Source organism: Kribbella sp. NPDC051586 (assembly GCF_044453965.1).
Classification (GTDB): Bacteria; Actinomycetota; Actinomycetes; order Propionibacteriales; family Kribbellaceae; genus Kribbella.
Window position 1 is genome coordinate 490,137 of record NZ_JBITDF010000003.1, and the last position, 19,124, is coordinate 509,260.

The 19,124-nt window shown below is 68.0% G+C and carries 17 protein-coding genes; 8 read left to right on the forward strand and 9 right to left on the reverse strand.

Annotated elements, in window-relative coordinates:
* Window positions 1-140: 140 nt before the first annotated feature.
* Window positions 141-632 (reverse strand): winged helix-turn-helix transcriptional regulator, encoded by a 492-nt coding sequence (locus ACIA58_RS21235; protein WP_396405446.1) that lies wholly within the window; start codon window positions 630-632, stop codon window positions 141-143.
* A gap of 65 nt (window positions 633-697) precedes the next feature.
* On the opposite strand from ACIA58_RS21235, the gene ACIA58_RS21240 reads away from it, so the two are divergent.
* Window positions 698-1,234 carry a PaaI family thioesterase gene (locus ACIA58_RS21240; protein ID WP_396405447.1) on the forward strand — a complete coding sequence of 179 codons (537 nt, stop codon included), beginning with the start codon at window positions 698-700 and terminating at the stop codon, window positions 1,232-1,234.
* Between the two features lie 183 nt (window positions 1,235-1,417).
* Here the strand turns inward: ACIA58_RS21240 and ACIA58_RS21245 are convergent, their stop codons facing one another.
* The 3 genes from ACIA58_RS21245 to ACIA58_RS21255 form a co-directional block, all read right to left on the reverse strand.
* Window positions 1,418-2,683 carry an aminotransferase class I/II-fold pyridoxal phosphate-dependent enzyme gene (locus ACIA58_RS21245; RefSeq protein WP_396405448.1) on the reverse strand — a complete coding sequence of 422 codons (1,266 nt, stop codon included), beginning with the start codon at window positions 2,681-2,683 and terminating at the stop codon, window positions 1,418-1,420.
* Between the two features lie 81 nt (window positions 2,684-2,764).
* Window positions 2,765-5,191 carry a transglycosylase domain-containing protein gene (locus tag ACIA58_RS21250; RefSeq protein ID WP_396405449.1) on the reverse strand — a complete coding sequence of 809 codons (2,427 nt, stop codon included), beginning with the start codon at window positions 5,189-5,191 and terminating at the stop codon, window positions 2,765-2,767.
* A gap of 111 nt (window positions 5,192-5,302) precedes the next feature.
* Complete coding sequence (locus ACIA58_RS21255; RefSeq protein ID WP_396405450.1) at window positions 5,303-6,343, reverse strand: zinc-binding dehydrogenase; 1,041 nt, start codon at window positions 6,341-6,343, stop codon at window positions 5,303-5,305.
* Window positions 6,344-6,444: 101 nt separating this feature from the next.
* Here ACIA58_RS21255 and ACIA58_RS21260 point away from each other — a divergent pair, with 101 nt between their 5' ends.
* Complete coding sequence (locus ACIA58_RS21260; protein ID WP_396405451.1) at window positions 6,445-7,308, forward strand: helix-turn-helix transcriptional regulator; 864 nt, start codon at window positions 6,445-6,447, stop codon at window positions 7,306-7,308.
* Here the strand turns inward: ACIA58_RS21260 and ACIA58_RS21265 are convergent.
* Window positions 7,295-9,532 carry a HelD family protein gene (locus ACIA58_RS21265; RefSeq protein ID WP_396405452.1) on the reverse strand — a complete coding sequence of 746 codons (2,238 nt, stop codon included), beginning with the start codon at window positions 9,530-9,532 and terminating at the stop codon, window positions 7,295-7,297. The two genes, ACIA58_RS21260 and ACIA58_RS21265, sit on opposite strands and share 14 nt — an antisense overlap.
* Window positions 9,533-9,774: 242 nt before the next feature.
* Here ACIA58_RS21265 and ACIA58_RS21270 point away from each other — a divergent pair, with 242 nt between their 5' ends.
* The 4 genes from ACIA58_RS21270 to ACIA58_RS21285 are packed head-to-tail and all read left to right on the forward strand — an operon-like array spanning window position 9,775 to window position 12,397.
* A complete protein-coding gene (locus ACIA58_RS21270; RefSeq protein WP_396405453.1) occupies window positions 9,775-10,347 on the forward strand; it encodes a ferric reductase-like transmembrane domain-containing protein in 573 nt (190 codons plus the stop codon).
* On the forward strand, window positions 10,229-11,152 hold the full coding sequence (locus tag ACIA58_RS21275) for an oxidoreductase (RefSeq protein WP_396405454.1): 924 nt from the start codon (window positions 10,229-10,231) through the stop codon (window positions 11,150-11,152). The genes ACIA58_RS21270 and ACIA58_RS21275 overlap by 119 nt, the downstream gene beginning before the upstream one ends.
* A gap of 4 nt (window positions 11,153-11,156) precedes the next feature.
* Window positions 11,157-11,603 carry an FMN-binding protein gene (locus ACIA58_RS21280; RefSeq protein ID WP_396405455.1) on the forward strand — a complete coding sequence of 149 codons (447 nt, stop codon included), beginning with the start codon at window positions 11,157-11,159 and terminating at the stop codon, window positions 11,601-11,603.
* The gene (locus ACIA58_RS21285) at window positions 11,600-12,397 is read left to right on the forward strand and encodes an FAD:protein FMN transferase (RefSeq protein ID WP_396405456.1); all 798 of its coding nucleotides are present in this window, start codon (window positions 11,600-11,602) and stop codon (window positions 12,395-12,397) included. Before ACIA58_RS21280 ends, ACIA58_RS21285 begins: the two co-directional genes overlap by 4 nt.
* Here the strand turns inward: ACIA58_RS21285 and ACIA58_RS21290 are convergent.
* A complete protein-coding gene (locus ACIA58_RS21290; protein ID WP_396405457.1) occupies window positions 12,319-12,891 on the reverse strand; it encodes a TetR/AcrR family transcriptional regulator in 573 nt (190 codons plus the stop codon). The genes ACIA58_RS21285 and ACIA58_RS21290 overlap by 79 nt on opposite strands.
* A gap of 73 nt (window positions 12,892-12,964) precedes the next feature.
* Between ACIA58_RS21290 and ACIA58_RS21295 the strand changes: the two genes are divergently transcribed.
* Window positions 12,965-13,321 carry a DoxX family protein gene (locus ACIA58_RS21295; RefSeq protein WP_396405458.1) on the forward strand — a complete coding sequence of 119 codons (357 nt, stop codon included), beginning with the start codon at window positions 12,965-12,967 and terminating at the stop codon, window positions 13,319-13,321.
* Here the strand turns inward: ACIA58_RS21295 and ACIA58_RS21300 are convergent.
* From ACIA58_RS21300 to ACIA58_RS21310, 3 genes are read right to left on the reverse strand one after another with little or no spacing between them, the layout of a single operon-like run.
* Window positions 13,318-14,205: a carbohydrate ABC transporter permease gene (locus ACIA58_RS21300; RefSeq protein WP_396405459.1), complete on the reverse strand. Its 888-nt coding sequence runs from the start codon at window positions 14,203-14,205 to the stop codon at window positions 13,318-13,320. The genes ACIA58_RS21295 and ACIA58_RS21300 overlap by 4 nt on opposite strands.
* Before the next feature lies 1 nt (window position 14,206).
* Complete coding sequence (locus ACIA58_RS21305; RefSeq protein ID WP_396405460.1) at window positions 14,207-15,148, reverse strand: carbohydrate ABC transporter permease; 942 nt, start codon at window positions 15,146-15,148, stop codon at window positions 14,207-14,209.
* Window positions 15,145-16,491, reverse strand: coding sequence for an extracellular solute-binding protein (locus ACIA58_RS21310; protein ID WP_396405461.1), 1,347 nt, complete (start codon window positions 16,489-16,491; stop codon window positions 15,145-15,147). The genes ACIA58_RS21305 and ACIA58_RS21310 overlap by 4 nt, the downstream gene beginning before the upstream one ends.
* Before the next feature lie 269 nt (window positions 16,492-16,760).
* Here ACIA58_RS21310 and ACIA58_RS21315 point away from each other — a divergent pair, with 269 nt between their 5' ends.
* Entirely contained in the window at window positions 16,761-19,121 is a 2,361-nt protein-coding gene (locus ACIA58_RS21315) for a glycoside hydrolase family 3 N-terminal domain-containing protein (RefSeq protein WP_396405462.1), read from the forward strand.
* The last annotated feature ends 3 nt before the right edge of the window (window positions 19,122-19,124 follow it).

The following is a 19,124-nucleotide window of genomic DNA, read 5'->3' on the forward strand; positions in this document are numbered from 1 at the left end:
CCAATCCGGCGTAGGTGGGTCAGGCCACTGTGGTGGTGTGTTGAACTGCCGCACTTTCCATCCTCCCCGGAGGGCAGCCTAACCACCACGTCGCGAGAAGAAACACCCGGTCCACCGAAACCCACCGAAAACCCTTTGTTTTATACGTTTGCCCGCCGGCGGGCCCCCGGTCCGGGACGAGGTACGGCGTCGCGTGGCGTGGTCAACGCGTGACCGGACTCGCAGCGGAGCTCGGTGTGGACCTGCGCGCCGCAGTCGCGATGCTCGATGGTGAGCGGTGAGCCTTCGGGGCCGGCGAGGTACTTGTCGCCCCAGTCGCGGATCGCGATCAGGACCGGGTACAGATCGAGGCCCTGCGCGGTGAGGCGGTACTCGTACCGCTGCCGAGCGCCCGGCTCGCGGTACGGCGTACGCCGCAGGATGCCGTGCTCGACGAGCTTGGCGAGCCGGTTGGACAGCACCTGCCGGGGGATGTCGGTGCGGACCCGGAGATCGTCGAACCGGCGGATGCCGTTGAACACCTCGCGCAGCACGACGACCGTCCAGCGCTCGCCGAGGATCTCCATGGTGCGGCCGATCGGGCAGTTCGCCACCGACCAGTCCAGCGCGTTGTAGGTCGTCAAGCTGTTCATCCGGCCATCGTAGTGAGTTCTAGGTCTCGTTGACAGACCCAGGGGTGTGGTGTGAGGCTCGATCCATGACTGAGACTCAGCAGGTGCCGGCGGACGAAGCCGACGCAGCCGCCGCCCGGAGCCGGACCTTCACCTGGACGGACCCGGCCGAGACGGCGGTGCGGGTCGGCGGCTCGTCCGGGCTGGAGATGCTGCAGGCGATGCGGGACGGGCTGATCCCGGCGCCGCCGATCCTGCAGCTGGTCGGGGCGACCGGGTTCGAGGCCGAGGAAGGCAAGGTCACGGTGTTCATGCCGGCGGCCGAGTTCCACTACAACCCGCTCGGCTCGGTGCACGGCGGCGTCATCGCGACCCTGCTCGACACCGCCGCCGGCTGCACCGTCCACTCGACGCTGCCGGCCGGCGTCGGCTACACCTCGCTCGACCTGATGACCCGTTTCATCAAGCCGGTCACGGTCAACTCCGGCGTACTCCGCTGCGAGGGCGCGATCATCAGCCGCGGCCGTCGTACGGCGATCGCCGAGTCCCACCTGTACGACGAACGCGGCAAACTCCTCGCGCACGCGACCTCGACCTGCCTGATCTTCGAGCTCACGTCCTGAGCGGGGGGACGTCCCAGTCGTCGTCGGACGTCCGCAGTACGACGATCGCGCAGCACGCGAAGCTGACCGTCATCAGGAACCAGGCCGCCATGTCGACGACCGGCTGCTGCAGGACTGGGCCTGGAGCCGGCGCGCGACGCCCGGCCCGAAGATCGCCTCGCCCGAAGCCACGGCGGTGAGACGTCAGCCGGCCTGATCGGCGAGGAGCTTCTCGCCGGCCACCAGGCGGACGCAGGTGGCCAGGCCGGTGATGGCTGCTTCCACCTCGGGCAGCTCGGGGTACGTCGGGGCGATGCGGATGACCTGGTCGGTCGGGTCGTCGCCGTAGGGGTGAGTGGCGCCGGCCGGAGTGATGGCGATACCGGCCGCCTTCGCCTTCGCGACGACCTCGCGGGCGCAACCCTCCGGGACCTCCAGGCTCACGAAGTAGCCGCCGGCCGGCGCGTTCCAGGACGCGAGGCCGGTGCCGCCGAGCTCCGCGGTCAGGATCTTGTCGACGGCGTCGAACTTGGGCCGGATCAGCGCGGCCAGCGTCCGCATGTGCTCGCGCAACCCCTCGGCGTCACGCAGGAACTGCACGTGCCGGAGCTGGTTGATCTTGTCCGGCCCGATGCTCCGCTTGACCGTGTGGCTCAGCCACCACTCGATGTTGGCCGGCGACGAACCGAAGAACGCCACGCCGGCCCCGGCGAACGTGATCTTCGAGCTCGAGCCGAACACGAACGCCCGGTCCGGGTGGCCGTTCTCCGCGCACAGGGCGAGCACGTCGGCGATCTTGGCGGGGGAGTCGGTCAGGTGGTGCACGGCGTACGCGTTGTCCCAGAAGATCCGGAAGTCCGGCGCGGCGGTGGCCATCGCGGCGAGCCGGCGGACCGTCTCGTCGGAGTACACCGTGCCGTCGGGGTTGCTGTACTTCGGCACGCACCAGATGCCCTTGATCGCGGCATTCTCCGCGACCAGGCGCTCGACGACGTCCATGTCCGGACCCTCGGGGGTCATCGGCACCGGGATCATCGTGATCCCGTACCGCTCGCAGATCCCGAAGTGCCGGTCGTAGCCGGGCACCGGGCACAGGAACGCCAGGCCCTCCACGTCGGCCCACCGCTGCTCGGCGCCCGGAACCTTCCCGAGCAGAGCGAACACGACCGCGTCGTGCATCAGCTCGAGGCTCGAGTTCCCGGCGGCGAGCAGCTGCTCGACCGGCACCTGCAGGTCCTCGGCGAAGATCGCCCGCACCTCCGGCAGCCCCTGCAGGCCGCCGTAGTTGCGCAGGTCGGTCCCGTCGGCCGCCACCGGCTCGCCATCCAGCCCCAGGACCCCGTTGGCCGCGTCCAACTGCTTGGGCGACGGCTTCCCCCGCGTCAGATCCAGCTTGAGCCCCTTGGCCACCAGCGCTTCGTAATCCCGCCGCGCCCGCTCAACCTGACCAGCCAACTCATCCACACTCACCGGGGAGTCCTTTCACAAGTGCTAGGTGTTGAGCCCCAGCCTAGTGATCGCCCGGCAGCGCGCTGAAACGGGGGACCAGGGTCAGCCGCCGTGGCGGGGGTGGCATTTGGGGATCTGGGGGAGGCAGGTGGGGATGTTGGGTGGGGGTTTGATGGTGGGTGGTGCGGTGGGTGGCACCGGCGGGACGGTCGGCGGGACGGTGGGTGGGGTTGTCGGCTGGGCCTTGCTGCCGTTGGAGATGATCAGCGTGACCGTGGAGCCGGCCGGTGCGCCGTCCTCCTGGCGGGGGTTGGTCCAGGCGACGGTGCCGGCGGGGGCGTCGGAGTCGACCCGGTCGCCGTGCGACATGACGACCTTGAAGCCCATCGACAGCAGTTTGGCGCCGGCATCCGCGGGGGTCATGCCCTTCAGGTAGGGCAGGTCCTTCACGTTGCCGCGGATGATCTTGTCGTCCGGCTTGACGAACTTGCTGGTCGGGATGCCCTGCAGGGCGGCCTGCATCGCCGTCTCCCAGATCGGGCCCGCGGTTCCGGAACCGGACGCGTCCTTCAGCTTCTTGCCGTTGAAGACCTGCTTGATCAGGTTCTCCGCCGGCGGATCGGCGTCCCCGACGACGGCCGCGGCCGCGAGCTTGGACGAGTAGCCGGAGAACCAGACCGCCTGGTTCTCCTGGATCGTTCCGGTCTTGCCGGCCAGGTCGCTCTTGCCGAAGTTCAGCTTGGACCCGGTTCCGCCGTTGATCATCACCTGGTGCAGCACGTAGTTGACGCCGTCCGCGACGCCCGGCGAGAGCACCCGGTGGCAGCCCGGGCCAGGGGTGGGGATCGCCTTCTGCGTCTTGATCACGGTGACCGACGTGACGATCTGCGGGTTGCAGTACATGCCGCGGGCCGCGAAGGTCGCGTAGGCGTTCGACAGCATCAGCGGCGTGATCAGACCGGCCGAGCCGAGGGTGAACGAGACGACCTGCTTCAGCGGCTTCAGCAGTTGCGCGTCGTACATGCCGAGCTTCGAGGCGATCGTGGCGATCGGGCAGAGCCCGATCTGCTCGGACAGCTGCAGGAAGTACGTGTTGGTGGAGGCCTTGGCCGCGTCGACCATCGACGGGTCGGCGATCGTCTTGGTCGAGTTGGTCGGGTTGTAGCTGTCGACCGAGGTCGGGCCGCTACAGGTGCTGAACTCCTTGCCGCCGAGGCTGATCGTCTGCGGCGAGTTGATCCGGTACGTCGTCGGCACGCCCTTGGCGATCGCGGCCGCGATCGTGAAGGCCTTCATCGTCGAACCGTTCTGGAAGCCGCCGAAGCCACCGGCGTACGACTTCTCGACGTTGAAGTTGTACGCCGTCTGGCCCTTCTTCGAGCCGTACGAGCGGCTCTGCGCCATCGCCTTCACCAGGCCGGTGCCCGGCTCGACCATCGTGATCGCGGCGACGGCCTGGTCGCCGGCCTTGGAGTGCTGGTTGATCGAGGTCTGCGCGGCCGCCTGGATCTTCTGGTCGAGCGAGGTCTTGATCACCAGGCCTGCGGTCTCGATGTAGTTCTCGCGATCTTCCGGCGTCTTGCCGAACGCCGCGTTCTCCTTGAGCTTCGACACCACGTACTCACAGAAGAACGGGTACTTCGAGTTCGCGCAGCCGCTCGGTGCGACCCGGACCTTGCCCGGGTCGATGACCGGCGTCTTGATCGCCTCCGCCGCCTGCTTGGCGTTGATGATGTTCAGCTCCTGCATCCGGCGCAGGACGACGTCGCGGCGTGCCTTGGCCCGGACCGGCTGGTCGATCGGGTCGTAGCCGGTCGGGTTCTTCACCAGACCGGCCAGCATCGCGGCCTGCGGCAGGTTCAGCTTGGCGGCGTGGACGCCGAAGTAGTGCATGGCCGCGGCCTCGACGCCGTACGAGCGGTCGCCGAAGAAGGCCAGGTTCAGGTAGCCGTTGAGGATCTGGCTCTTGCTCAGTTCCTTCTCGACCGCGATCGCGTAGCGCAGCTCGGCGATCTTCCGCTCGTACGTCTCGGCGGTGGCCTCCTTGACCTCCTCCGGCGTGCGGGCCTTGTTGATCAGGTTCAGCTTCACGTACTGCTGGGTGATGCTCGAACCGCCCTGCTGCACCCCGCCCGACGACTGGTTGCGCAGCAGCGCGCGCAGCGTGCCCTTGGCATCGATCGCGCCGTGCTCGTAGAACCGGTCGTCCTCGATCGCGACGATCGCCTTCAGCATGACCGGGCTGATCTGCTTCAGCGTCACCGGCGTCCGGTTCTGCTGGTACAGCGTCGCGATCGTCTTACCGGCCGCGTCCTGGATGATGGTCTTCTCGGCCAGCGGAGCGGTCTTCAGGTCCTGGGGCAGGTACTGCACGGTGTCGTGCGCGGTGGCCGTCGTCACGCCAGCCAGGCCGGCGAAGGGGAGGGCCAGCCCGGCGCTCAGTGCTCCGGCGAGAACACTGACCAGCAGGAACACGAACACCGACATCACGGCATTGGGCCGCTTGGCCCGCCGTTCGCCTCTGTGCATGGTTGGGCAGATTACGTCAGGTGGAGTACCTCCGGCACTCTTCTCGTTACAGAATTTACACATTTGCCCACCGATCTCACCAACAGTGACCGTTTCCTCACTGCTGGGCGATCACCACGGCCGGATGAGCACCTTGAGGGCCTCGCGGTCGTCCATCGCGCGGTAGCCGTCCGCGATGCCGTCGAAGTCGACGGTCCGGTCGAACACTTTGCCGGGGGCAACGCTTCCGTCGAGGACGCCCGGCAGGAGCCGTTCGATGTACGCGCGGGCCGGGGCCGGGCCGCCGGTCAGGGTGATGTTCGGCAGGAAGAGCGTGCCGAACCCGATCGGCGCCTCGTCGTACTGCGGGACTCCGACGCGACTGATCACGCCGCCGGGGCGGACCACGCCGAGGGCCTGCTCGTACGCCGGGAAGTGGCCGACCGCTTCGAGGACCACGTGGGTGCCGTCGCCGCCGGTGAGGTCGCGGACCTTGGCGATACCTTCGTCGCCACGCTCGGCCACGACGTCGGTCGCGCCGAACTCGACACCGAGATCGGTGCGGTCCTTGTGCCGGCCCATCAGGATGATCCGCTCGGCGCCGAACTGCCGCGCCGCGAGGACCGCCAGCAGCCCGACTGCCCCGTCGCCGATCACGGTGACGGTGGTCTTCGCCGAGACGCCGCCCTTGAGCGCAGCGTGATAGCCGGTCCCGTAGACGTCGGACAGCGTCAGCAACGAAGGAAGCAACGCAGGGTCGTCGCCCCCGGCCACCTTGACCAGCGTGCCGTCCGCCAGTGGTACGCGGACAGCCTCGGCCTGACCGCCGGCGACACCGTTCGCGTTCCAGAAGCCGCCGTGCCGGCAGGACGTCTGCAAGTCCTCGCGGCAGAAGTCGCAGGTCCCGTCGGACCACGCGAACGGCGCGATGACGAAGTCGCCCCTCCGCAGCGTGGTGACGTCCCGGCCGAGGTCTTCGACCACACCCACGAACTCGTGGCCCATGGTCTTGCCGCCCGGCGTGACGGGCAGGTTGTGATACGGATGCAGGTCGCTGCCGCAGATGCAGGATCCGACCACCCGCACCACGGCATCAGTTGGTTGCTGGATCACCGGATCCGGTACGTCGATCACTCGGACATCGCCGGGGCCGTACAGGTAAGTCGCTCGCATGGATCCAGTGAAGGTCACGCACTGTGCACGCGGGAGATCCTGTCGTTCCAGGTACTGCCAGTGCCTCCCTCGTCGCGGCGACGGTCCGTAATGTTGTGTGCATGGACCACCGAGCCGAGATCAAGGAGTTCCTCAGCTCCCGGCGAGCCCGCCTGACACCGGAGCAGGCAGGTCTGCCCGCGTACGGCGGAAATCGTCGCGTGAAGGGGCTGCGCCGCGAGGAGGTCGCGCTGCTGGCGGGAGTCTCGGTGGACTACTACGTGCGGATCGAGCGCGGGAATCTGGCGGGCGCGTCCGAGAGCGTTCTCGAAGGGCTCAGCCGGGCGCTGCAGCTGGACGACGCCGAGCGGGACCACCTGTACGCACTCGCCCGCGAGTCCGACGCCGCGCCGGTCCGTCGACGTACGCCGGCGAAGGCGCTCCGGCCCGCGCTCCAGCAGATCCTGGACGCGATCACCGACGTACCGGCGTGGATCCGCAACACCAACTTCGACGTCGTCGCGGCCAACGGGATGTCCCACGCCCTCTACGCGTCGATGTTCGCCGATCCGCGCCGTCCGGCGAACACCGCCCGCTTCACGTTTCTCGACCCTGCCTCGCAGGACTTCTTCGTGGACTGGAATCGCGCGGCCGACGACGTCGCGGCGTCGTTGCGGTTGCAGGCCGGCAAGACCCCGCACGACAAGGCCCTGACCCAGCTCATCGGCGAGCTCTCCACCCGCAGCGAGACGTTCCGGACCCGGTGGGCGGCGCACAACGTCCGCTTCCACCGGTCCGGCACGAAGAAGCTGCATCACCCGGTCGTCGGCGACCTCGAGATCGACTTCGAGGCCATGGAGTTCCCGTCCGACCCCGGACTGACCATGGTCGTCTACACCGCCCCACCCGGATCGCCGACCCTCGACGCCTTCAAACTCCTCGCCAGCTGGGCCGCGACGACCGCGGAGTCCGTCACACCGGAGTGAGGATGGTCAGGTGTTTGGTGGGACGGGTTGTGGCCACGTAGAGGTTGGAGAGGCCGCGCGGGGACTCTGTGGTGATGGTGGTTGGGTCGGCTATGACGACAGCGTCGAACTCGAGACCCTTGGACTGGTTGACGTCGAGCAGGGCGACCGCGGCGTCCAGTACTGCGGGGTCGTTGGAGTGGGCCGCGTCGGGAAGGGCGCGGGCGAACTCCTCGTAGCGTGAGGTGGGAACGATCACTGCCAGGTGGCCGTCGCCGATCGCGTCGCGTGCCGACTTGATCGCGGTGGCCAGTGCGTCGGTGAGCTTTTCGGCCGCGACGTTCTCGATCACGGGCTCTGTGCCGGTGACGCGGACCGAGGCCGGCGGACGCAGCGTCGGGTCGATGGCGGCGAGGATGTCGGCGGCAACGGCCATGATCTCGGCCGGGGTGCGATAGTTCACGGTCAGCTCGGCGGTTCGCCAGCGGCGTGGGGCGTAGCGGTCGAGGACGTCCGCCCAGGAGCGGACGCCGGCGGCCGAGCCGGTCTGGGCGATGTCGCCGACCAGCGTCATCGACCGACGCGGGCAGCGGCGCATCAGCATCCGCCAGTCCATCGCGGACAGTTCCTGCGCCTCGTCGACGATGACGTGGCCGAACACCCAGGTGCGGTCCGACGCGGCGCGCTCGGCCAGCGTGACAGGGGTGTCGATCAGCCGCGTGCGCTGGGCGATCAGGTCCTTGAACTGCTCGATCTCCCAGGGCATGATCTCGATCCGCTCGGCGGTCAGCTCGATGTCGATCACCCCGTGCGCGTACTCGCGGTTGGCCTCCACCGCGGCAACCTCCTCGGCGGCCTGACGGTTGCGTCCGGCAACGACTCCGGCGGTCTCGCCCAGCAGCTCGGCCGCCTCGTCGAGCAGCGCGACGTCGGACTGACTCCAGTCCGCCGTCAACGGGCGCAGTACGGCGGCCCGCTCGTCGTCGGTGAGCTGCGGCGCGGCCGCGGCCAGGCGATCGGCCGAGGAGAACAGGACCGAGATCAGGAGCTGCGGTGTGAGCTCCGGCCACAGCCGGTCCAGCAGTTCCAGGACACGATCGTCCTCGGCCAGCTCCTTCTCGATGTCCTCGATGTCGACAGCACCGACGTACTGCCGGCCGATCCGTTCCACGATCTGGCGGGTGAGCGTCTTGAGGATCCGCCGGACGAAGACGGGCCGCGCCCGGTTGTGCTGCTCCTTCGCCGCCAGTGCGCCCTGCTGCGCCTTCCGGATCGCGTTCGGCCGCAGTACCAGCTCGTGCTGGTCGACCTTCAGCTTGATCGGCGCCGCTGGTACGACGCGGAAATGGTTGAGGGCCTCCGCGAGTACGTCGGCCATCGCCAGATCGCCCTTGATCCGCGCGGCCTCGACCGACTCCGGCGCGGTCGCCGAGACGCCGGGGTACAGCTCGCTGATCGTCGCGAGGACGACGTCGGTCTCACCGAGCGAGGGGAGCACCTGGTCGATGTAGCGGATGAACGTGCTGTTCGGTCCGACCACGAGTACGCCGCTGCGCCCGAGCTGCTCGCGATGCGTGTAGAGCAGGTACGCCGCGCGATGCAGCGCGACCACGGTCTTGCCGGTGCCCGGACCGCCCTGGACGACGAGGACGCCGGGCAGGCTGGCCCGGATGATCTGGTCCTGCTCGGACTGGATCGTCGCGACGATCTCGTTCATCCGGCCGGTGCGGCTCGCGGTCAGCGACGAGAGCAACGCGGCCTCGCCGATCAGCGTGCCGCGCTCGCCGTCACCCAGCGCGTCCAGGTCGAGCAGGTCGTCGTCCACCGCGACGACGGTTCGTCCGTGCAGCCGGATGTGCCGGCGGCGCTTGACGCCGAGCGGATCGGCCGCGGTCGCCCGGTAGAACACCTGCGCGACCGGCGTCCGCCAGTCGATCAGGATTGGCTCGTAGTCGTCGTCGAACAGCCCGATCCGGCCGATGTGGAACTGTTCGCCCGCGGTCTCGTCGATCCGTCCGAAGCACAATCCCCGCTCCACCGACGACAACTGCGAGAATCGCCCGGAAAACAGATCCGTGAACGACTCGCGCTCGGTCCAGCCTTGTTCGGTTCCGGTGGTTTCCTCGATCAGGACCCGGTCGAGTTCCGTCCGGGATCGTTCGCGCAGAATGTCCAGCCGGTCGTACATCCGGTCCACTTCTCCTTGTTCTGCGGTGATCTCGTCCGCGAGTAGTCGATCCGTCACGCTGCCCCCAATGCTCTTGCGAACCCCCGATCACATCTGCTAATCTGGAAACAGATGCCCAATCGGGCGTCTTTTTTATTGCCCGCACAAATACCCAACAATAGCCATTTCCCCGGCCGCGGGCAACAGGTAAGACCGGCTTCCTGGAACGACCGCTTCACAGCAGGCTCACAGGAAGACCGAAGGGCGCGCTCAGCCGGCGACTCGACACTGGGGTGGATCCGCCATCCCGAGGAGCCGCCATGATCGAATCGCCTGCCGCCGTGCTGCCTGGTCGGCGGGCCCACACCGACAGCACGGTGCGGACGATCGCGTTCGTGACGTTGTGGTTGAGCCTGCTGCTGGTCACCTACTGGTGGGTGGCCGACGGCGGCGTCCAGGAGTTGGGCGGCTGGGCGACCGGCCTCACGTCACTCGGCCGGCTCACCGGCCTACTCGCCGCAGCACTGCTCTTGGCGCAGGTCGTCTTGATGGCCCGGGTCCCGATGCTCGAGGCCGCGTACGGGCAGGACCAGTTGGCGCGGATCCACCGGCTGACCGGGTTCACGTCGTTCAACCTGATGCTGGCGCATCTCGTCATGATCACCTGGGGCTACGCGGCGGGGGAGTTGGGCAGGACGCCCGCGATGCTGTGGGACCTCACGGTCGACTATCCGGGCATGCTGCTCGCGGTCGCCGGCGTGCCTGTTCCTGAGCGTGCTGACGAGCGTCAAGGCAGCACGGCGCCGGATCCGGTACGAGTCGTGGCATCTCCTGCACCTGTACGCGTACCTCGGCGTCGGACTGGCTTTGCCGCACCAGCTGTGGACCGGTGAGGAGTTCCTGTCATCGACCAGCCGGACCGTCTTCTGGTGGACCGCCTGGGCGCTGGCCGCCGCGGCGATCCTGATTTTCCGGATCGGGGTGCCGATCTGGCGCAACGCGCGCCACCGGCTGCGGGTGACGGCCGTCGTACCCGAGGCCGATCGAGTTGTCTCCGTGTACGTCACCGGACGGCGCCTGGACCAGCTCCGGACCGAGGCGGGTCAGTTCTTCTCCTGGCGATTCCTCGGCCGGCCCGGCTGGACCCGCGCCAACCCGTACTCGTTGTCCGCCGCGCCGGACGGCCGGCAGCTGCGGATCACGGTCCAGGAAGCAGGCGACGGCAGCGCCGCACTTCGCGGCGTACGGCCAGGTACGCGCGTCCTTGTCGAGGGACCGTTCGGCCGGTTGAGCGCGCGAGCCCGCACCGAGCGGCGGATCGCGCTGATCGGAGCGGGCGTCGGCATCACCCCGTTGCGGGCCTTGGCCGAGGGGCTCAACTACGCCCCGGGAGATGCCGTTCTCATCCAGCGGTACACCGAGCACCAGTTGTTCCGGAGCGAGTTGCAGGCGCTTCATCACGAGCGCGGCCTGTCCCTGCTGACCCTGCCCGGCCACCGGCGCAGCCCAACCTCGTGGTTCGGCCCCGGTCCCGGCGAGCTCGACGACCTGCAGGCCCTGAGGCACTGGATCCCGGACATCGCCGACCGCGACGTCTACCTGTGCGGACCCGACGCCTGGACCCAGCTGGTCAAACACACCCTCGACGCCGCCGGCCTCCCGGCCGAACGGCTCCACCTCGAAACCTTCAAGTGGTGACCCCGTGAAACGCATCGTGCTCTGGTTCCTCGGTACGGCGTCGGCCGTGGCTCTCATGTTCGGCTACCACACGTCGACCTCCGGCCCGCAGGCCGTGATCCCACAGACTTCGACCCCGCAGGCCGGTGGGGAAGGCGCGGCCTCGGTTCCGACGGCCGCGCCGTCCTCGGCCGGCGGGTCGTCGACGGTCACCGGCGACGTCGCGCAGACGCAATGGGGACCGGTCCAGGTCCAACTCACCCTGCAAAGCGGCAAGATCACGGCCGTCAGCGTTCCGCAGTACCCGAACGGGAATCGCCGCGACGGCGAGATCAACGACTACGCGCTGCCGATCCTGATCAACGAGACCGTCCAGGCGCAGAGTGCCGACATCGACATGGTCAGCGGCGCGACGGTGACCAGCGACGGCTACATCCGTTCTCTGCAAAGCGCTCTGGATCAGGCGAAATGACCACGCGGTACGTCGAGCACGTGATGGGTATGCCGATCAGCCTGGCATTGCGCGGCCGCCATACCGATGACGACGTTGCAACACGCGCGTGGGCGAAGGCCCTCGACGTACTGCGTGCCGCCGACCGCATGTTCAGCACGTATCGAGCGGACTCGTACGTCTGCCGGCTCAACCGCGGCGAGCTGACTGTGACGGACTGCCCGCCCGAGGTCGCGGAGGTCCTCGCGCTCGGCGAGCAGGCGCGCCTCGAATCCCATGGTGCGTTCGATGTACGGCGGGCCGCCGGGCTGGATCCGAGTGGCGTTGTGAAGGGATGGGCGGTCGAGCGCGCTGCGCAGGCCCTCGACCTGTTGGCCGGCACGGACTATTGCCTGTCCGCCGGTGGAGACATGACCTGTCGCGTCGCCGGCCCGAACTCGGCCGCGTGGCGGATCGGCATCGAGGATCCGCACGACCCGGACAAGGTGGTTGCCGTCGTGCCGATCCGCAACGGTGCGATCGCCACCTCCGGGCTGCACCGCCGCGGTGACCACATCACCGACGCTCGCAGCGGTACGACGCCGACCGCACTCGCGTCGGTGACCGTCGTGCACCGATCGCTCACACAGGCCGACATCGACGCCACAGCAGCCTTTGCGCTCGGCGCCGACGCGCTCACCTGGCTGCAGTCACGTCCGGGTCGCGCCGGCATGATCGTCCTAGCCGACGGGACGCGTCAGCTCTTCGGGGACAGGACGCGTGAGACGACATCGTCGACCATGCTGCGCGGAATGGGGCGGTGGGCAACGAAGTGACGGTAGAAGAACGGGCTGGTGAGCAGGTCGGTGGTCAGTTCTGGGTCGGTGTCGGGACCTAGCTCACCGCGATCGCGACCGCGGGACAGGACGATGAGCATCGGCTCGCGGCGTCGATTGGTGAGGTCGGTGTGCAGGCTCGAGAGCGCCGGGTCGTGCTCGGCGGCGTCGATGAACGCGGCCAGCAGGCGGGGGAACGGCGTCCGCTCGAGCATCGTCACGAACGCGTTCAGGATCTCGGCGACGTCGGAGACCACGGACCCGGTGTCCGGCGCCGGGAACGGGCGGAAGGTGGCGTCCATCGCGTCGACCAGCAGCGCGCCGGTGGTCGGCCAGCGCCGGTAGAGCGTGGCCTTGCTCGCCCCGGCCCGCCGCGCGACCGCCTCCATCGTGAAGCCGGCCAGTCCGGCCTCGTCCAGGACCTCGAGAGCGGCGGTGAGCATGCGCTGCCGCGCGCCGTCCCCGCGAGTGGCACGGAAGCTGCCAGCGTCCATTGATCCTCCTCCATCGAAACGCTATCGTACCGATAGATAAGAGTACGGAACCGTTTCGATAGCAGGTGGTCCGATGAGGAGCAGCGCGTACTGGGCGATCACCACGGTCGTGGTGGGGGAGTGTGCCGTCGGCGGGGCGATGGACCTGCTCCGGCTGCCGCCGTTCTACCCGATGATGATCGACCTCGGGTACCCGAGCTACCTGGCCACGATCCTCGGTACGGCGAAGCTGATCGCCGCGGTCGTCGTGCTCGCGCCCGGGCTGCCGCGGCTGAAGGAGTGGGCGTACGCCGGCGTGCTGATCAACATGATCGGCGCGGCGGCCTCGAACGCCGCCGCGCACCAGTACTCCGGGATGATCGCCCCCGCCACGTTCGCCGTACTGGCGCTCGCGTCGTGGGCGATCAGACCCCGGAGCAGACGTCTCTAGCGGCTGAAGCCCGCGGTCAGGCCGGAGAGCAGCTGGCGGCGGCTGACGGCGTACAGGATGACGATCGGCAACGTGGTGAGGACGACCGAGGCGAGGACCGCGGGGACGTTCACGCTGTACTGACCCTGGAAGGTCCACAGCGCCAACGGCAGCGTGCGCTTGTCCGGGCTCTGGGTCAGGATCAGCGGCAGGAGGAAGCCGTTCCAGACGGCGAGACCGTTGTAGATGCTGACGGTCACGAGGGCCGGCCGGGTCAGCGGGAACGCGAGCGTGCGCAGCATGCCCCACTCGGTCGCGCCGTCAACCCGCATCGACTCGAACAGTTCCTTGGGTACGTCGCGGATGAAGTTCGACAGCACCAGCACCGACAGCGGGATCGAGAACGCCACGGACGGCAGGATCAGCGCGAGCAGGCTGTCGTACAGGTGCATCTTGATGATCAGCAGGTAGACCGGGATGATCGTCGCCTGCAGCGGGATCGCCAGCCCCATCAGGAACAGACCGTTGACCCCGGCAAGGAACCTGCTGCCGGCGCCGCGGATGATCGCGTACGCCGCCATGAACGAGATCCCGACCGCCGGGACGATCGTGCCGATGGTGACGATCACGCTGTTGATGAAGTACCGCGGGAAGTCGGACTCGATGACCAGCTTGTAGTTCTCCGACGTCGGCGCGGACGGCAGGGCGAACGGGTTCTGGGTGAAGTAGTCGCTCTGGTCCTTGAAGCTGGTGACGACGATCCAGTACAGCGGGATGACGACGATCGCGAGCCAGATCCAGCCGGCCAGTCCGCCGAACCAGTTCAGCTGGAGCAGCTTGTGGGCGCGCACCGGCCCGCCGCGCGCGGGGCGGGTCGTCGTACTCGAGGTGGTTGCGACCGCCATGTCACGCACCTTCCTGCTGGCTGGCCGTCGTACTGCCGCCGAGCCGCCGGAGCAGCAGTGCGAGCGCCAGGCCGAGCAGCACGATGATGGAGGCGATCACACTGGCGGGACCCATCTGGTTCGACATGAAGCCGCGCTTGTACATGTCCAGGGCGAGGACCCGGGTGGCGTCGCCGGGACCGCCCGCGGTCAGCACGAAGATCAGGTCGAAGAAGGTCAGCGAACCGACCACCATCAGCGTCGACGACGTGATGATCGTGTACTTGAGCTGCGGGACGGTGATGCTGAAGAACTGCCGGACCCGCCCGGCGCCGTCGATCGAGGCGGCCTCGTACATCGTGGTCGGGATCTGCCGTACGCCGCCTTGGTAGATCAGCGAGTGGAACGGGATGAACTGCCAGGACACGATGAAGATCACCACGCCGATGGCGAGGTTGCTCTTGCCGAGCCAGTCCTGGGTGAGGAAACCGATGTGCAGTCCCGCGCCCAGGCCGAAGTTCGGATCGAGCAGGGCCTTGTAGGTGATCGCGATCGCGGCCGAGCTGAGCAGCAACGGGATGAAGTACAGGACGGCCAGGAACGCGCGGTACCGCTGGCGGCCGGCCAGGAACGTGCCGAGCAGCAGGCTCATCGGAGTCTGCACCGCCCAGGACAGGATCATGATCTCGAAGGTCACCAAGACGCTGTGCCACGTCTGCGGATCGGACAGCACCGAGCGCCAGTTCGCGAGACCGTTCGCGTGGATCGGGCCGAGGCCGTCCCACTGGGTGAAGCTCAGCACGATCACGCCGATCAGTGGGACGACCCCGAACACGACGAACAGCAACAGCGCGGGCAGCACCATCCAGGTGACCGGACCGCTCCGCCCGACCCGGGATCCCCCGGCGCCGGACGAGACATTGCGGCCGGTCGCCGGGGCGACGGGCGGAGCGGTTACAGTCACTGGCCGATCACCGCGTTCATGCTGTCGGCGAACTGCTGCGGGGAGATCGACAGCTGGAAGAGCTTGGCGATGTTGTCGAGGAGGGTCTCGGCCTGGGTGGGGCTGAGGGCCTGGTCCCAGGACTGGGCGAAGTTCTTCGCGTTCGCCGCCGTGTCGTAGACGAAGTTCAGCCACTCGGAGTCGTTCTTGTCGGTGATCGACGCGAGCTTGTCCTTCGCGCTCTTCACGACCGGGATGTTGCCGGACTTCACCCAGGCGTCGATCGTGGCGTCGTCGAGGGTGTTGTTCGCGATGAACTTCTTGGCGTTGTCCTTGTCGCCCTGGCTCGCCTTGGACGAGATCGACATGTACTGACCCGGGTTGCCGACGGTGTCGCTCGGGTCGCCCTTGCCGCCGTCGACCGGCGGGAAGTTCATGTACCCGAGGTGCCCACCGGTGACGAAGTCCTTGCCGGACGACTTCATGTTGCCGTAGGTCCAGGCGCCGTGCAGCATCATCGCTGCCTTGCCGGTGTAGAGCAGGGCCTGGTCGGCGTTGGAGTCGGCGGTGATCGAGGAGAAGCCCTTGACGAAGCCGTTGGCCTTGATCAGCTTCTGCATCTCGTCGAGCGCCTTGAGCGCGGACGGGTCGGACCAGCCGTCCTTCTTGCCGTCGTAGATGTTCTGGAAGACCTCGCTGCCGCCGATCCGGTCGAACAGGAACTCCAGCCACATCATGTTGGTCCAGCGGGACTGGCCGCCGAGTGAGAACGGCGCGATGCCCTTGTCGTTGAACTTCGGCACCAGGTCCATGATGTCGCCCCACGACTGCGGCGGCTCGGCGCCGATCTTCTCGAAGGAGCGCTTGTCGTAGAACAGCACGATCGGCGTCACGGTCTCACCAGGCACCGCGTAGAGCTTGCCGTTGACCGTCGCCGCCGTGAAGGCGGACGGGAAGATCGAGTTCTTCAGGTCGGACTGCTGGTTGAACCAGTCGGTCAGGTCCTCGACCTGGCCGGCTTCGACGTACGACTTCAGGCCGCCACCGCCCCAGCCCCAGATCAGCGTCGGGCCCTGGCCGGCGCCGATCGCGGTCTTGATCTTCGCCTTGAACGCGTCGTTCTGGAACTCGGTGGTCTTGATCTTGCTGTTCGGGTTCGCGTCGTTGAACCGCTTGACCTGCGCCTCCCGGATCGCCTGCTGCGGCTGACCGGTGAGGAACCAGTACGTCGTGCCGCTGCCGGCCGCCGCTCCGGTGGTGGAACCGGGCGTGCTCTTCGGGCCGGAGCTGCCGCAGGCGGCAAGGCCGGCCGCCATAGCGCCGCCACCGACGAGACCTAAGAAGGTACGCCGGGATGTCGTCATGGGATCCACTGTGATCTCCGTACTCCGTGCTGCCCCCACAGGTTGCGGAAGGCACCTGCCGATGTGACTTGTTTTCGAAACATAGATTTCGAAGATAGTGCTGTCAAGACTTGAACTAAGTCGACTTTGGGGTCACAGTGAGGTCACGCAATCGCCTGCTGGTACAGGCGATTCACAGATCCGGGGCGGATCGCCAGGGTCGACCGGAGAGCTTCGAAAACTTTTCGATAATTGCTCACCGAAAAGAATGATCATCAAGGGAGATTTTCTTGTCCATCTCGACTGACCAGCCCTGGCGCGACCCGGCCCTCCCGGCCGCGGAGCGGGTCGGCCTGCTGCTGCGGGCGATGACGCTGGCGGAGAAGGTCGCGCAGCTGGGCAGTCGCTGGGCCGGCAACGACATGGCCGACGCGGAGCTCCCGCAGGACGAGACGCTCAACGTCGCACCGATGGAAGACGTCTTCTCGGCCGGCGGATCGCGGTCGCTGGAGGACGCGAGCCGCGACGGCCTCGGCCATCTCACCCGCGTCTGGGGCAGCTATCCGCAGACGGTGGAGCAGGGCATCGCCGAGGTGATCCGGCAGCACGAGGTCGTGCTCAAGAGCTCACGACTCGGCATCCCCGCGCTCGTCCACGAGGAGTGCCTCACCGGCTTCACGACGTACGGCGCGACCGTCTACCCGGCGTCGATCGCCTGGGGCGCGACGTTCGACCCGTCGCTGGTCGAGCGGATGGCGGCCGCGATCGGGCGGGACATGGCCGCGGTCGGGGTGCACCAAGGGTTGTCGCCGGTGCTCGACGTCGTGCGTGACTATCGCTGGGGGCGAGTCGAGGAGACGATCGGGGAGGACCCCTACCTGGTGGCGATCCTGGGCTCGGCGTACGTGCGTGGTCTGCAGAGCGCGGGTGTGCTCGCGACCCTGAAACACTTCGCCGGGTACTCCGCCTCGCGCGCCGGCCGCAACCACGGACCGGTGTCGATGGGCCGGCGCGAGCTGCTCGACGTCATCCTGCCGACGTTCGAGACCGCGATCGCGACGGCCGGCGCCGGGTCGGTGATGAGCTCGTACGCCGACCTCGACGGGTTGCCCGCGAGCGCGGATCCGTGGCTGTTCACCGACGTACTGCGGGGGGAGTGGGGCTTCGAGGGGACGCTGGTCTCGGACTACTGGGCGGTGCCGTTCCTCGCGTCGATGCACCGGGTCGCCGCGGACACCGCGGCCGCCGGAGCGCTGGCGTTGACGGCCGGGACGGATGTCGAGCTGCCGGACACGATCGGGTTCGCCGGGCTGGTGGACAAGGTGAAGTCGGGCGAGGTGTCCGAGGAGCTGGTCGACCGCGCGGCGCGGCGGATGCTGCTGCAGAAGGTCGAGCTGGGGCTGCTGGACGAGGACTGGACTCCGGAAGGATCGGTCGCCGCCGGACCGGTCGACCTCGACTCCGAGCAGAACCGGACGCTCGCTGCCGAGCTGGCGGAGAAATCGGTCGTGTTGCTCGACGCGGGCACGGCGTTGCCGCTGACCGATCTGGCGAAGGTCGCCGTGGTCGGGCCGTGCGCCGACGACCCACGAACCCTGATGGGCTGTTACGCCTTCCCGAATCACGTTCTGCCGCGCTATCCCGAGCGGGGGATGGGGATCGAGATCCCGACACCGCTTGATGCCCTGCGCAACGAGTTGGCCGGCGCCGAACTCTCCTGTGTGAAGGGCTGTGAGGTCACCGGCGACGATCGCTCCGGTTTCGAGGAAGCTGTTGCGGTCGCCCAGGACTCGGACGTGTGCGTTGCCTTCGTCGGTGACCTGTCGGGGCTGTTCGGGCACGGGACGTCCGGTGAAGGGTGTGACGCCGAGGATCTGCGACTGCCCGGCGTACAGGGCGAGCTGCTCGACGCGTTGCTCGACACGGGCAAGCCTGTCGTCGTGGTGGTGATCTCGGGTCGGCCTTACGCGTTGGGGCTCTTCGCTGATCGGGCTGCCGGGCTCGTGCAGGCGTTCATCCCGGGGCAGGAAGGCGCGGCCGCGATCGCCGGCGTGCTCAGCGGGCGGATCATGCCGAGCGGGAAGCTGCCGGTGCAGATCCCGCGGCACGTCGGTGGGCAGCCCGGTACGTATCTGCAGCCGGCGCTCGGCAGCGTGGAGAGCGCGGGGATCAGCGGGCTCGAGGTCCGCCCGTTGTACCCGTTCGGCTATGGAGCGTCGTACACGAGCTTCACGGTCGGCGATCTGCGCCTGAGCGCGGAGGAGTTCGCCGCCGACAGCGAGTTCACGGCGACCGTCCGGGTGCGCAACACCGGCGATCGGGCCGGCGACGAGGTCGTGCAGTTGTACCTGCGCGACGTCGTCGCCCGGGTCGCGCGGCCGTTGAAGCTGCTGACCGGGTTCGCGCGGGTGTCGCTCGAGCCGGGCCAGGCGGCGGATGTGACGTTCCAGGTGCACGCCGATCGCACGGCGTACACGGGTCCGGATCTGCGGCGGATCGTCGAGCCCGGAGAGTTCGAAGTGATGATCGGCACGTCGTCCCTGGACCTGCCGTGTCGTGCCATGGTGCGGATCACCGGGGATGTGAGGGTGGTAGGGCATGACCGGGTCCTGACGACGCCGGTGACGATCCAGGATCCTGGCGGAGGATGACGA